At 50.4% G+C, this 13,597-nt stretch carries 16 protein-coding genes and 1 pseudogene; 16 read left to right on the top strand and 1 reads right to left on the bottom strand.

From position 1 onward, the window contains the following. The 8 genes from DXD02_RS12030 to DXD02_RS11995 form a co-directional block, all read left to right on the top strand. The coding region (locus tag DXD02_RS12030) for a DeoR family transcriptional regulator (protein WP_118666896.1) at positions 1-186 on the top strand (186 nt) is incomplete at its 5' end. Beyond that, positions 179-475 (top strand): DUF3847 domain-containing protein, encoded by a 297-nt coding sequence (locus DXD02_RS12025; RefSeq protein ID WP_002594808.1) that lies wholly within the window; start codon positions 179-181, stop codon positions 473-475. The genes DXD02_RS12030 and DXD02_RS12025, both read left to right, overlap by 8 nt. Before the next feature lie 311 nt (positions 476-786). Continuing rightward, entirely contained in the window at positions 787-1,041 is a 255-nt protein-coding gene (locus DXD02_RS12020; protein WP_117541237.1) for a CPCC family cysteine-rich protein, read from the top strand. 31 nt (positions 1,042-1,072) lie between these two features. Next, entirely contained in the window at positions 1,073-1,246 is a 174-nt protein-coding gene (locus DXD02_RS12015; RefSeq protein ID WP_227093999.1) for a hypothetical protein, read from the top strand. A 29-nt stretch (positions 1,247-1,275) separates the two neighbouring features. Continuing rightward, a complete protein-coding gene (locus tag DXD02_RS12010; RefSeq protein ID WP_117541235.1) occupies positions 1,276-1,632 on the top strand; it encodes a hypothetical protein in 357 nt (118 codons plus the stop codon). 193 nt (positions 1,633-1,825) lie between these two features. Beyond that, positions 1,826-3,406, top strand: coding sequence for a MobQ family relaxase (mobQ, locus tag DXD02_RS12005; protein WP_118666891.1), 1,581 nt, complete (start codon positions 1,826-1,828; stop codon positions 3,404-3,406). A gap of 64 nt (positions 3,407-3,470) precedes the next feature. Continuing rightward, entirely contained in the window at positions 3,471-4,115 is a 645-nt protein-coding gene (locus tag DXD02_RS12000) for a CHC2 zinc finger domain-containing protein (protein ID WP_118666890.1), read from the top strand. Then, entirely contained in the window at positions 4,084-5,421 is a 1,338-nt protein-coding gene (locus tag DXD02_RS11995; protein ID WP_055149721.1) for a virulence-associated E family protein, read from the top strand. The genes DXD02_RS12000 and DXD02_RS11995 overlap by 32 nt, the downstream gene beginning before the upstream one ends. Positions 5,422-5,449: 28 nt before the next feature. On the opposite strand, the gene DXD02_RS16140 is transcribed toward DXD02_RS11995, so the two are convergent. Next, entirely contained in the window at positions 5,450-5,689 is a 240-nt protein-coding gene (locus DXD02_RS16140) for a hypothetical protein (protein WP_021682886.1), read from the bottom strand. Between DXD02_RS16140 and DXD02_RS11985 the strand changes: the two genes are divergently transcribed. The 8 genes and pseudogenes from DXD02_RS11985 to DXD02_RS11950 all read left to right on the top strand — a co-directional run bounded on the left by DXD02_RS11985 (position 5,663) and on the right by DXD02_RS11950 (position 13,597). Beyond that, positions 5,663-5,860: a hypothetical protein gene (locus DXD02_RS11985; RefSeq protein WP_003533377.1), complete on the top strand. Its 198-nt coding sequence runs from the start codon at positions 5,663-5,665 to the stop codon at positions 5,858-5,860. The genes DXD02_RS16140 and DXD02_RS11985 overlap by 27 nt on opposite strands. Beyond that, positions 5,861-7,531, top strand: coding sequence for a recombinase family protein (locus tag DXD02_RS11980; protein ID WP_118093644.1), 1,671 nt, complete (start codon positions 5,861-5,863; stop codon positions 7,529-7,531). Between the two features lie 90 nt (positions 7,532-7,621). Continuing rightward, positions 7,622-7,708, top strand: a pseudogene (locus tag DXD02_RS11975) (Maff2 family mobile element protein); the annotation flags it as partial. A 69-nt stretch (positions 7,709-7,777) separates the two neighbouring features. Further along, complete coding sequence (locus DXD02_RS11970; protein WP_004797480.1) at positions 7,778-8,647, top strand: VirB6/TrbL-like conjugal transfer protein, CD1112 family; 870 nt, start codon at positions 7,778-7,780, stop codon at positions 8,645-8,647. Positions 8,648-8,667: 20 nt separating this feature from the next. Beyond that, the gene (locus DXD02_RS11965) at positions 8,668-9,120 is read left to right on the top strand and encodes a PrgI family protein (protein WP_117453430.1); all 453 of its coding nucleotides are present in this window, start codon (positions 8,668-8,670) and stop codon (positions 9,118-9,120) included. Then, a complete protein-coding gene (locus DXD02_RS11960) occupies positions 9,080-11,482 on the top strand; it encodes a VirB4-like conjugal transfer ATPase, CD1110 family (RefSeq protein WP_117500153.1) in 2,403 nt (800 codons plus the stop codon). Before DXD02_RS11965 ends, DXD02_RS11960 begins: the two co-directional genes overlap by 41 nt. Next, the gene (locus tag DXD02_RS11955; protein WP_442859397.1) at positions 11,482-11,862 is read left to right on the top strand and encodes a DUF3851 domain-containing protein; all 381 of its coding nucleotides are present in this window, start codon (positions 11,482-11,484) and stop codon (positions 11,860-11,862) included. Before DXD02_RS11960 ends, DXD02_RS11955 begins: the two co-directional genes overlap by 1 nt. Beyond that, positions 11,855-13,597: a C40 family peptidase gene (locus tag DXD02_RS11950; RefSeq protein WP_118666888.1), complete on the top strand. Its 1,743-nt coding sequence runs from the start codon at positions 11,855-11,857 to the stop codon at positions 13,595-13,597. The genes DXD02_RS11955 and DXD02_RS11950 overlap by 8 nt, the downstream gene beginning before the upstream one ends.

Genomic DNA, 13,597 nt, shown 5'->3' with positions numbered 1-13,597 from the left:
ATCCTGTTTGTCTGCTTCCCTGTCACAGCCATTGCCGCAGTCCTGTCCCGCAGTCCCATGACGGTCAAGCGTTCTCTGAATGAACTGGAAACCGCCGGACTTATCATGCGGGTGCGTCAGGGCGTTGGAGAACCAAACAGGATTTATGTGCTGATACCGGGAAAGGAGGACGCTGCCCTTGCCTGATACCTCAAAGCTGGAAAAGCTCAACCGGGAGTTGGAGAAAAGCGAAAAGAAACTGCGGAAAGCCATCAATGATGAAAAGGCATTGCAGCACCAGTTAAAGCAGCTTACCCGAAAGGAACGGACGCACCGGCTCTGTACTCGTGGCGGTATGCTGGAAAGTTTTCTGCAAGAGCCGGAACGCCTGACAGATGATGATGTCATGCTGTTGTTGAAACTCATTTTTCACAGGCAGGACACGCAGGAACTATTGAAAAAACTGCTGGAACGGGAGAAGCCGGAAACCCCTTAGTTTACTAAGGGCGCAATTATACACCACCCAGAGGTTGGTGCATTGCGTTCTCCGAAGGCTCCTCGCCGGAGGGCTGTGATTTTCCGCAGTCATGGTCTGCTCCAAATCATACAGGGGACGCTACACTTCCCCTGCGCTGGCTGCCGCCAGCTACCCTTTTGTGGACTTGCCATCTGGGGACACCTTGCGTTGCAAGCTGTTCCCAGCCGACAAGTTTCATAAAATATGCTATCTTTTCGATAGGCAATGAAGTATAATGAAGTCAGCAATAAATCAGGAATTTGAGGTCAAGGCTTAAACGGGAGGTTTATATGAAAAAATACCAATGTCCTTGCTGCGGATATTTTACCTATAATGTTCCGGCAAATGAAGATTGTGGGTATATCTGTCCCGTTTGTTTTTGGGAGAATGACCCGTTCATTGCTTCTGATAACGAACCAAGCGACTCTAATCATGGAATAACACTAAAAGAAGCGAAATCCAATTTCTCAAAATTTGGTGCTTGTGAAAAAGAAATGTTATGTTATGTCCGACCACCGAGAGATGATGAAAAGAAAATTTCATAGCAACAATGTCGAAGTTATGGAGGGAATAAAAGTGAAGGACACTGCTAAGAGAGCAATAGTTACAGTTATTGTGTTTGTTATAATTTATGTTTTATCTGGTCCAATTATCGGATATACAAACTACGATATGTATTTGAAAGGAATTGAATTTTTATCAGCGGTAATCGGAGCAGGATGTTACTGGATAGGAAGCAATAAAAAATAGTTCTTGAATTTGACAAAGGAGTTGGAAGTATGAAAAGAATAGGTACAGCATTGACTATCGTGTTCATCATCGCTGGATTTGCAATTTCCTTTTTTATTGGACACTATGTGAGCGACAAGTCACATACAGAAAGTCGAGCAGCACAATTTGATAAATATATTTCTCGTGCGATTGATACAATCAAAGATAAAGGTCTGTCCATTGATGGCGCCCCAGAAGCGATAGCCAGCAATATTTGGGTGGCACACGAATTTTGTGATAGCCCTGAAATTTCCGCAGAACTCAGCAATCTGTGGAATACCATTGTATATGAAAAAGATGTGCTTCTCGGTCAAGAAGATGTGTTGACTGCTCAACTGAAAGATATTTTGGAAAAATGTCAATAGTCTTTGCAAATTTTCTATTTATCATTCACTCATCGGGTCAACTTGTCCCGAACTTTTACAACTAAATACCCGCCGCCCACACAGCGGCACATCGAGCAGGAAATCTGAAAAAAGGTCTCCTGCTTTTTTTCTGCCCAAAATGAGGTGGTAAAACGCCACCCCATCCACCAATTAGCGAAAGGAGGGATACAAAATGCCCTGTCCACACAACGAAATCACGATTGTTCAGCGCAGCCAGCGGCAGTCTGCGGTTGCCGCCGCTGCTTACCAGAGTGGCGAAAAACTGTTCTGTGAATATGACCAGCAAGTGAAGCACTACCCGGAAAAGCGTGGTATCGTCCACAATGAAATCCTGCTCCCACCTAATGCCCCACAGGAATATGCAGACCGCAATACTTTGTGGAACGCCGCCGAAGCGGTGGAAAAGCAATGGAACTCCCAGCTTGCAAGGCGGTGGGTGCTTACCATCCCCAGAGAGATACCGCCCGACCAGTATGCTGTCCTTGTCCGGGAGTTTTGCCAGAAGCAGTTTGTTTCCAAAGGCATGATTGCTGACTTTGCCATCCATGACCCTCATCCGCCGGGACACAATCCCCACGCCCATGTCCTGCTGACTATGAGGGCAATGGACGAACATGGGAAATGGCTTCCCAAGAGCCGCAAGGTTTATGACCTTGACGAGAATGGGGAACGGATAAAGCTGCCATCTGGCAGGTGGAAAAGCCACAAGGAGGATACGGTGGACTGGAACGACCAGAAATATTGTGAAATCTGGCGGCATGAATGGGAGGTCATCCAGAACCGCTATCTGGAAGCCAATGACCGCCCGGAGCGTGTGGACTTGCGTTCCTATGCCAGACAGGGGTTTGATATAGTCCCCACTGTCCATGAGGGAGCGGCTGTCCGGCAGATGGAAAAGCGTGGTATCCAGACGAATATCGGAAACCTGAACCGGGAAATCAGAGCCGCCAACCGCCTGATGAAGTCCATCCGGCAGCTTATCCACAACCTCAAAGGCTGGATTGCCGAGCTGGGAGAAAAACGGAAGGAGTTGCTTGCACAAAAAGCGGCGGAGGAAGCGACACTTCTTCCCAATCTGCTGATGAAGTATATGGAGATACGAAAGGAAGAACGGAGGGACTGGACAAGGGCTGGACAGAACCGAGGGACTTCACAGGACTTAAAGGCAGTCAGCGAAGCCCTGTCCTATCTCCGGCAAAAGGGGCTTTCCACTGTGGAGGACTTAGAAGCATTTCTGGAATCTTCCGGGAAATCAGCCGCAGATTACCGCAATCAGATGAAGCCAAAGGAAACCCGCAGCAAAGTGATTGACGGGATTCTTGCCAGCCGGACAGACTGCAAGGAATGTAAGCCTGTCTATGAGAAGTACCAGAAGATATTTTTTAAGAAAACAAAGGAGAAATTCAAACAGGAACACCCGGAGGTTGCCCGGTATGCGAAAGCCGCCGCCTACCTTGCCAAGCACCCGGACGATAAGGACAGTACCCAAAAGGAGCTGCAAGAGGAGCTGGAAAAACTTCTGGAAGAAATCGCAGAGCTGAAAGTACCACTGACCGAGGTACAGGAGGATTTGAAGAAGCTGCGGGACATTCGCTACTGGGTACGGAAAGTCACACCCGGCACAGAGGAAAGTAAAGAGCCGCCTAAGAAGCAGCCCATCAAGGAAGTCTTGCAGGATAAAGCAGACGAGAAAAAAGCACAAAGAACTGCCCCGGCGCAGACAAAACACAAACAACAGGATATGGAACTTTAACAGGCACTTGCCATTTTCAATCAGAGAATGTCAGGTGCTTTTCTTTTTTCAAGGAGGGATAGATTTGAATGTATTTGAAGCTGTGAAGCAGTCCGTTACAACAAGACAGGCTGCGGAGCATTATGGAATCCATGTAGGGCGGAACGGGATGGCTTGCTGCCCGTTCCATAACGATAAAACCCCAAGCATGAAGCTGGATCAGCGTTACCACTGCTTCGGCTGCGGTGCGGATGGGGATGTGATTGATTTTACCGCCGCCCTGTATGGGCTGGGAAAGAAAGACGCCGCCGTACAACTGGCACAGGACTTCGGGCTTTCCTATGAGGACTGGAAACCGCCGGGAAAAGCAAAAAAGCCCAAGCCCCGGCAGAAATCCCCGGAGGAACAGTTTCAGGAAGCAAAAAACCGCTGCTTCCGTATTCTTGCCGATTATCTCCACCTACTCCGAGTGTGGAGAAAGGAATATGCCCCGCACTCCCCGGAGGAAGTCTTTCATCCCCGGTTTGTGGAAGCCTTACAGAAGCAAGACCATGTGGAATATCTGCTGGATGTGCTGCTGTTCGGGGAAACAGAGGAAAAAGCGGCTTTGATTACGGAATACGGAAAGGATGTGATACAGCTTGAACAGCGAATGGCAGAGCTTGCAGCCGCAGACGCAGCAAGAACTAAAAAACACCATGAACGCCATGCAGCCGCCCCAGAGCATTGAGGAAATCAAGGCGGGGCTGGAAACCACCGAGAAAGGCGGTGTCCGTCAGAGCATACGGAACTGCCTGACCGTATTCCAGCGTGATCCGCTGCTTTCCGGGGCTATCGCATACAACATCCTGACCGACCGCAAGGACATCATAAAGCCCATCGGCTTCCACAGGGACAGCACCGCCTTAAACGATACGGACATGAAATATCTGCTTCTCTATCTGGAAGAAACCTACGGGCTTACCAATGAGAAAAAGATTGATAACGCCATCGGGATTGTGGCAAATGAAAACAAGTACCATCCCATCCGGGACTATCTCAATACCCTTGTGTGGGACGGGACAGAGCGAATCCGTTTCTGCCTGCGGCACTTTCTGGGGGCTGACGCAGACGATTACACCTATGAAGCATTGAAGCTGTTCCTGCTGGGTGCAATCTCACGAGCCTTTCAGCCGGGGTGCAAGTTTGAAATCATGCTCTGCCTGGTAGGCGGTCAGGGGGCTGGCAAGTCCACCTTCTTCCGTCTGCTGGCAGTCCGGGACGAGTGGTTCTCCGATGATTTGCGGAAGCTGGACGATGACAATGTGTACCGTAAGCTGCAAGGTCACTGGATTATCGAAATGTCGGAAATGATGGCAACCGCCAACGCCAAGAGCATTGAGGAAATCAAGTCGTTTTTAAGCCGGCAGAAAGAGGTTTACAAGATACCCTATGAAACCCACCCGGCAGACCGCCCCCGTCAGTGCGTGTTTGGCGGCACTTCCAATGCCCTTGACTTCCTGCCCCTTGACCGTTCAGGCAACCGCCGTTTTATCCCGGTCATGGTGTACCCGGAGCAGGCGGAGGTTCACATTTTGGAGGACGAAGCCGCTTCCAGAGCCTATATCGAGCAGATGTGGGCAGAAGCTATGGAGATTTACCGAAGCGGCAGGTTCAAGCTGGCTTTCAGCCCCACCATGCAGCGGTATCTCAAAGAACACCAGCGGGATTTTATGCCGGAGGACACCAAAGCCGGAATGATACAGGCGTATCTTGATAAGTACACCGGGAGCATGGTCTGTTCCAAGCAGCTTTACAAGGAAGCCTTGAACCACACCTTTGACGAGCCGAAGCAATGGGAAATCCGGGAAATCAACGAGATTATGAACCAGTGCATTACCGGCTGGCGGTACTTCCCGAACCCAAGAATGTTTTCCGAATATGGCAGACAAAAGGGCTGGGAGCGTGAAAACCCGGCAACGGACTCCGGCAACCCGTCTGAAAAAACGATGGATGGTTTTGTGGAGGTCACAGAACAGATGGAGCTTCCATTCTGAAAATGACCGCCCGTTGCACCCCCTGTTGCTATCCCGTTGCCGAGCCGGTTGCCGGGGAAAACCCCTTATTTCCGGGCTTTTCTCCCTTATAACAACCAAAACAACAGAAAAATAAAAGAAAAGTATAAATAGTAACCATCGCCAGATTGAGATTGTTTGCAAGGTCTTTTGAAGCCCGTTGCCGGACTTCGTTGCCGACACCCTCTGTCTGGCTATTTTCATGTATGGAGGATAACTGCCTATGGCAAAAAACAAAACAGAGATTCATGTGACCACTGTATTTGACGGGGAACTGGACGCAACCGATGTGTTCGTCAGCCTGATTTCCCAGAAATACGGTAAAATAAATACAAAAGAATATCTTGCTAAAAAGAAAGATATAGGCTATAATGAAGATGAGGTTCAAAAGAGCCAGATACCGTCTGGATTGTGTGGGTAAATGGCTATGATGAACGAAATGGAATACAGAACAATCGGTTCGGCACTTGCCGGGGGCTATCGTGCGGCGGTCTATTGCAGGCTGTCAAAGGACGATGACCTGCAAGGCGAAAGTGCCAGTATCGCCAACCAGCGGGATATGCTGGAAAAATACTGCGAAAAGCAGGGATGGGAGGTTGTGGCAGTCTATCAGGACGATGGCTTCACAGGTCTTAATATGGAGCGTCCTGATTTACAGAGAATGTTGAGAGCCATTGAGCGCAGGCAAATCAACCTTGTCATCACGAAAGACCTCAGCCGACTGGGGCGTAACTATCTGCAAACCGGGCATTTGATTGAGGACTTTTTCCCAAGAAACGGTGTCCGCTATATTGCCATGAATGACGGTATCGACACCCTGCGGGATAACAACGACATCGCCCCGTTCAAGAATATCCTGAACGAGATGTACAGTAAGGATATTTCCAAGAAAGTCCATTCCTCTTATCTTCTGAAAGCGCAGAAAGGACAGTTTACCGGGTGTCTTGCCCCGTTTGGGTATCGGAAAGACCCGGAGGACAAAAACCATCTGCTCATTGACGAGGAAACCGCCCCGATTGTGCGGCTGATTTTCGGATATGCCCTAAACGGTCATGGTCCGAACTATATCCGCAGACGGCTGGAGGAAGAAAAAATCCCCTGCCCCACATGGTGGAACCGGGAACGGGGGCTTCGCAATACCCGTACCAAATGGGAAAAGAAAGACCCGGAAAATGGGCGGTATATGTGGGACTTCTCCGTTATCAAAGACCTTTTGATGAATCCCGTCTACACCGGGGCGATTGCTTCCCAGAAAAAGGACTACCGCTTCAAAATCGGCACGATTGGGGAAAAGAAGCCGGAGGACTGGATTGTGGTGGAGGGACAGCATGAACCGCTGATTGACTGCATGAGCTTTGATATTGTGCAGAACAAGCTGAAATCCCGCCAGCGTCCGGGGCAGACCAATGAAATCAGCCTGTTTGCCGGACTGATAAAATGCGGCGAGTGTGGGAAGTCGCTGACGGTACGCTACACAAACGCAAAACATCCCCAGCGGATTTACTCCTGCAAGACCTACAATGCCTTTGGAAAGAACCACTGCACCCAGCACCGGATTGATTATGACACCCTTTACAGCCATGTGTTGCGGAAAATCCGGGAATGTGCCAGAGCCGCCCTGATGGACGGGGAAGCGGTTGCCGACCGCTTGACCAATACCTGTGAAGCTGAGCAGCGGGAACAGCGGGAAGCAATGGAACGCTCCCTCACAAGGGACGAGGAACGGATTGAGGTTCTGGACAAAATGGTAATGCGGCTTTATGAGGATATGATTGCAGGGCGTATCAGTGAACAGAATTTCAACACCATGCTGGAAAAGACACAGACCGAGCAAGCGGAGCTTAAAGCAAAAGTGTCCGAGGGCAGAAAGCGGCTGTCCGATGAAGTCCAGCTTGCCAATGACGCAAAACAATGGGTGGAAGCCATTCAGGAATACGCCAACATCACAGAGCTGGACGCAGCCACCCTCAACCGCTTAATCAAAGAAATCGTCGTGCATGAGCGCATAGACGAAGATAAAACAAGACACATTTCTATCGAAATTCATTTTAATCTCAAACCCATCCCGGAGGTGGAACAGGTCACTGCCTGACCTGTCCCGCCGGGACGGTTCTCTTAAAAACACCATATAGATTTTTTGTACGCCGCCGCCCGCCATCGAGCAGAGTTTTACACCTAATTGGGGATAAAACAGCTCATGGCCGGTGCTGGTGTAGCCGTGGTAGGCATGGTCCTTGTACCTCTGCTCTCCGGGCTTTTCTCTGTCTAAGCGTCTCCGTATGAAATCCTTGCCGCTCCCGCAGTTTTGCGGGGGCGGCGGAAAGGAGGTTGACACCGTATGGATTTCTTACTTGAAGCCCTGACAAATTGGCTGAAAGAAATGCTGGTGGGCGGCATTATGAGCAACCTTTCGGGGATGTTTGACAGTGTAAACCAGCAGGTCGCGGATATATCCGTACAGGTAGGCCAGACCCCACAGGGATGGAATGGCAGTATTTTCAGCATGATTGAGAATCTGTCCAACTCCATCATGGTGCCGATTGCAGGCGTGATCCTGGCTATCGTGATGACCGTAGACCTGATCCAGATGATTGCAGACAAGAACAACCTGCATGATGTGGATACCTGGATGATTTTCAAGTGGGTGTTCAAATCAGCTGCTGCCATCCTCATTGTCACAAACACATGGAATATCGTGATGGGCGTCTTTGATATGGCGCAGAGCGTGGTGGCGCAGGCGGCAGGGATTATCAATTCGGATGCGTCCATTGACATTTCCTCAGTTATGACCGATCTGGAACCGAGGCTGATGGAAATGGATCTGGGACCGCTGTTCGGACTGTGGTTCCAATCCCTCTTTATTGGCATTACCATGTGGGCGTTGTATATCTGTATCTTTATCGTTATTTATGGCCGTATGATCGAGATTTACCTTGTGACTTCGGTGGCTCCCGTTCCAATGGCTGCAATGATGGGTAAAGAATGGGGCGGTATGGGACAGAATTACCTCCGATCCCTGCTGGCGCTGGGCTTTCAGGCGTTTCTCATTATCGTCTGCGTGGCAATTTATGCTGTGCTGGTGCAGAACATCGCTCTGGAAGATGACATCATCATGGCGATCTGGAGCTGCGTGGGCTACACCGTACTGCTGTGCTTTACACTATTCAAAACCGGCAGCCTCGCAAAATCAGTCTTTCAGGCGCATTAAAACGGAAGGAGGTTCCCACATTGGCTTATGTACCCGTACCCAAGGACTTAACAAAAGTCAAAACAAAGGTCATGTTCAATCTGACCAAGCGGCAGCTTATCTGCTTCACGGGCGGAGCGCTTATTGGCGTACCGCTTTTCTTTTTGCTCAGAAAACCTACCGGAAACAGTGTAGCGGCTATGTGTATGATGCTGGTTATGCTGCCCTTCTTTATGCTGGCTATGTACGAAAAGCATGGACAGCCCCTTGAAAAGATCGTGGGCAACATTCTCAAAGTAGCTGTGATCCGTCCCAAGCAGCGTCCCTACCAGACCAATAACTTTTATGCCGTATTAAAGCGGCAGGAAATGCTCGATAAGGAGGTGTATGACATTGTTCACCGCAATAAAAAAATGGCTGCATCGGATGTTCGGGAAAACCGAGGAAAAAACTGTGCAGCCGGTAAAGACAAAGAAAAAGCTGTCCCGCGCTGATAAGAAGCAGATCGAAGCGGCCATTGCCCGCGCTAACCGCACGGACAAAAAAGGAAAATCTGCGCAGGACAGTATCCCTTATGAACGGATGTGGACGGACGGGATCTGCCGCATATCGGACAGCCACTACACAAAGACCATTCAGTTTCAGGACATCAACTATCAGCTCTCCCAAAACGAAGATAAGACGGCAATTTTTGAGGGTTGGTGTGATTTCCTCAATTATTTTGACAGCTCGATTCATTTCCAGCTGTCTTTTTTGAACCTTGCGGCATCGGAGGAGACCTTTGCTAACTCCATTTCCATCCCGCCCCAGAGGGATGCCTTTGACAGTATCCGCGAGGAATATACCACAATGCTGCAAAATCAGCTGGCCAGAGGTAACAACGGCCTCATCAAGACCAAATACCTGACCTTTGGTATCGACGCAGACAGCATCAAAGCCGCCAAGCCCCGTCTGGAGCGTATTGAGACCGATATACTTAATAACTTCAAGCGTCTTGGTGTAGCTGCCAGAACGCTGGACGGTAAAGAAAGGCTTTCTCAGCTTCATGCGGTATTCCACATGGATGAACAACTCCCGTTTCAGTTTGAATGGGATTGGTTGGCTCCTTCCGGTCTGTCCACAAAGGATTTTATTGCACCAAGCTCCTTTGAGTTCCGCACCGGCAAGCAGTTCCGTATGGGCAAGAAATACGGGGCTGTTTCTTTTTTGCAAATTCTCGCACCGGAGCTGAATGACCGTCTGCTGGCTGATTTTCTGGATATGGAAAGTTCGCTCATTGTGAGTATGCACATTCAGTCGGTGGATCAGGTGAAAGCCATCAAAACGGTAAAGCGCAAGATTACCGACCTTGACCGCAGTAAGATCGAGGAACAGAAAAAAGCAGTCCGCGCCGGATACGACATGGACATCATTCCATCTGACCTTGCTACTTACGGCAGTGAAGCGAAAAAACTCTTGCAGGATTTGCAGAGCCGCAATGAGAGAATGTTCCTTTTGACCTTTCTGGTGCTGAACACAGCGGACAATCCCCGTCAGCTTGGCAACAACATTTTCCAGGCAGGCTCCATTGCCCAGAAGTATAACTGTCAGCTGACCAGGCTGGACTTCCAGCAGGAAGAAGGGCTGATGAGCTGTCTGCCCCTGGGACTCAATCAGATTGAGATCCAGCGAGGACTGACCACCAGTTCTACGGCTATCTTTGTACCGTTCACCACACAGGAATTATTCCAGAACGGCAAAGAGGCTCTGTACTACGGCATCAACGCCCTGTCCAACAACCTCATCATGGTGGATCGAAAGCTGCTGAAAAACCCCAACGGCTTGATTTTGGGTACGCCGGGTTCCGGTAAGTCCTTCAGCGCAAAACGAGAAATCGCCAACTGCTTTTTGCTTACCAGTGATGATGTCATTATCTGTGACCCGGAAGCGGAGTACGCACCTCTTGTTGAGCGTCTGCATGGGCAGGTCATCAAGATTTCGCCTACCTCTGCCAACTACATCAATCCGATGGACCTGAACCTGGACTACTCGGATGATGAAAGCCCACTGTCCCTCAAATCTGATTTTATCCTCAGCTTGTGTGAGCTGATCGTGGGCGGTAAGGAGGGCTTACAGCCGGTGCAGAAAACCATCATTGACCGCTGTGTGCGTCTGGTCTATCAGACCTACCTCAATGACCCGCGCCCGGAGAATATGCCGGTTTTGGAGGACCTATACAACCTGCTCCGGGAACAGGAAGAAAAGGAAGCCCAGTATATCGCTACGGCCCTTGAAATCTATGTAACGGGTTCTTTGAATGTGTTCAACCACCAGAGCAATGTGGACATCAACAACCGCATCGTCTGCTATGACATCAAGGAGCTGGGCAAGCAGCTGAAAAAGATCGGTATGCTGGTGGTGCAGGACCAAGTGTGGAACCGCGTTACCATCAACCGCGCCGCCCACAAGTCCACCCGTTACTACATCGACGAGATGCACCTGCTTTTGAAGGAGGAACAGACCGCCGCCTATACGGTGGAAATCTGGAAGCGATTCAGAAAATGGGGCGGCATCCCCACCGGCATCACGCAGAATGTCAAAGACCTGCTTTCCAGTCGTGAGGTGGAGAACATCTTTGAAAACTCGGACTTCGTGTATATGCTTAACCAGGCAGGCGGAGACCGCCAGATTTTGGCGAAGCAACTGGGGATTTCCACGCACCAGCTTAGCTATGTGACCCACTCCGGTGAGGGCGAGGGCCTGCTGTTCTATGGCTCCACGATCCTGCCGTTTGTGGATCACTTCCCGAAGAACACCGAACTTTACCGCATTATGACTACCAAACCCCAGGAACTGAAAAAGAAGGAGGATGAATGATGATGAATCCCAACATTTTGAATAAAAATCCGCTGATGTTTTTTGACAGGGCGGTAAATGCCCAGCGCAGCCAGCTGCTTACAGTCATGGCCGATGCGGTAAGTGAGTGCCGCACGGCGGCAGATCAGGTAGCCAAACTGAATGAGACCGGTCAGGTGGGGCTTCTCCGTCTGGCAGAGGTCTGGAGCGCCATTCGTGCTAAAGAAGGTATGGGCGGCCTGATTCTGGAAGGAACAGAGGCGAAGATCCTGTCCGATGTGGTGGCACAGTTTTATGCCTACCTGTCCGGCTGTATGTTCAACGATCCGGTGGGAATGGCCATTTATGCAGAGCTGCACTACATGATGTCCTCCCTCATGCTGGGGGAATGGTTTGAATAAGGAACAGGAACCGCGTCTGCGCTTTACTGATGAGGAACGGTCTGACCCTGCACTGGAAAAGCCGATCCGTAAAGCGGAGAAAGCTGCGGCCAGAGCAGATAAGGCGCAGGCCAATATCCCAAAGAAAAAGGTCAGGCAGACGGTCATTGACCCGGATACCGAAAAAAAGACCTCGAAGCTGACCTTTGAGGACAAGAAAAAGCCACCTTCCAAAGTTTCTCAAGGAGTCAGGGAAGCTCCCGTCCATCTGGTCGCAGGCAAGCTCCACAAAGAGATCCGGGAAACAGAGCAGGACAATGTGGGCGTGGAAAGCGCCCACAAGTCCGAGGAAGCGGTGGAGACCGGCGCTTATCTGGTGCGGGAGGGCTATCGCAGCCACAAGCTGAAGCCGTACCGCAAAGTAGCCCAGGCAGAGCGTCAACTGGAAAAGGCAAATGTAAATGTTCTGTACCAGAAATCTTTGCAGGAAAATCCCCAGTTTGCCAGCAACCCTCTTTCCCGCTGGCAGCAAAAGCAGGCCATCAAAAAGCAGTATGCCGCCGCCAAACACGCCGGTCAGACTGCCGGAAATACCGCCCAGGCTGCATCTAAAACCGGAAAAGCCGCAAGGACGGTAAAAGAAAAGGTACAGCAGGCAGGGGCATTCGTCATGCGCCACAAGAAGGGTTTCCTGATGGCAGGGGTTTTGTTTCTCATTACCTGTATGCTGATGAATACCATGTCCTCCTGCTCCATGATGGCGCAGAGCATCGGTTCCGTTCTCTCCGGCACCACCTATCCGTCGGATGACCCGGAAATGCTGGCGGTGGAGGCAGATTATGCAGCCAGAGAAGCCCAGTTGCAGGAGGAAATCGACAACATAGAAAGCAGCCACCCAGGGTATGACGAGTATCGCTATGACCTTGGTATGATCGGCCATGACCCTCATGAGCTGGCAGCATTTCTGTCTGCCGTTTTGCAAGGCTACACCCGGCAGAGCGCTCAGGCAGAGCTGGCGCGTGTGTTTGCAGCACAGTATCAGCTGACGCTTACTGAGGAAGTGGAGATTCGCTACCGCACGGAGACCTCCACCGACCCGGAGACCGGCGAGACCACCTCAGAAGAAGTCCCCTATGAGTATTACATTTTGAATGTGAAACTCACCAGCAAGCCCATTTCCGCTGTGGCGTCGGAGATTCTGACCCCGGAGCAGATGGAAATGTATCAGGTCTACCGACAGACCATGGGCAATAAGCCGTTGTTGTTTGGCGGTGGTTCCCCTGACATGAGCAATTCCGAGGACTTGACCGGTGTGCAGTTCGTAAATGGAACCCGTCCCGGAAATCCGCAGCTGGTGGAGCTGGCCAAGCGTCAGGTCGGCAATGTGGGAGGCTATCCTTATTGGAGCTGGTATGGCTTTGACAGCCGCGTGGAGTGGTGCGCCTGCTTTGTATCTTGGTGTTATAACCAGGCTGGAAAAAGTGAGCCGCGTTTTGCTGGCTGTGAGTGGCAGGGCGTTCCGTGGTTCCAGTCTCATGGACAATGGGGTGCAAGAGGCTATAACAATCTGGCTCCCGGAGATGCAATTTTCTTTGATTGGGATTTGGATGGGACAGCAGACCATGTGGGTATCGTGATCGGTACGGATGGCAGCCGTGTTTATACGGTGGAGGGAAATTCCGGCGATGCCTGCAAGATCAAAAGTTATGACCTGAATTATCAAAGTATTAAGGGCTACGGCCTGATGAACTGGTAA

Origin of the sequence: Blautia sp. TF10-30, assembly GCF_003481245.1 — a bacterium.
GTDB classification, from domain to species: Bacteria; Bacillota; Clostridia; order Lachnospirales; family Lachnospiraceae; genus Fusicatenibacter; species Fusicatenibacter saccharivorans.
The sequence above is the reverse complement of the archived record's forward strand: the minus strand, read 5'-3'. Positions and strand labels throughout refer to the sequence as shown.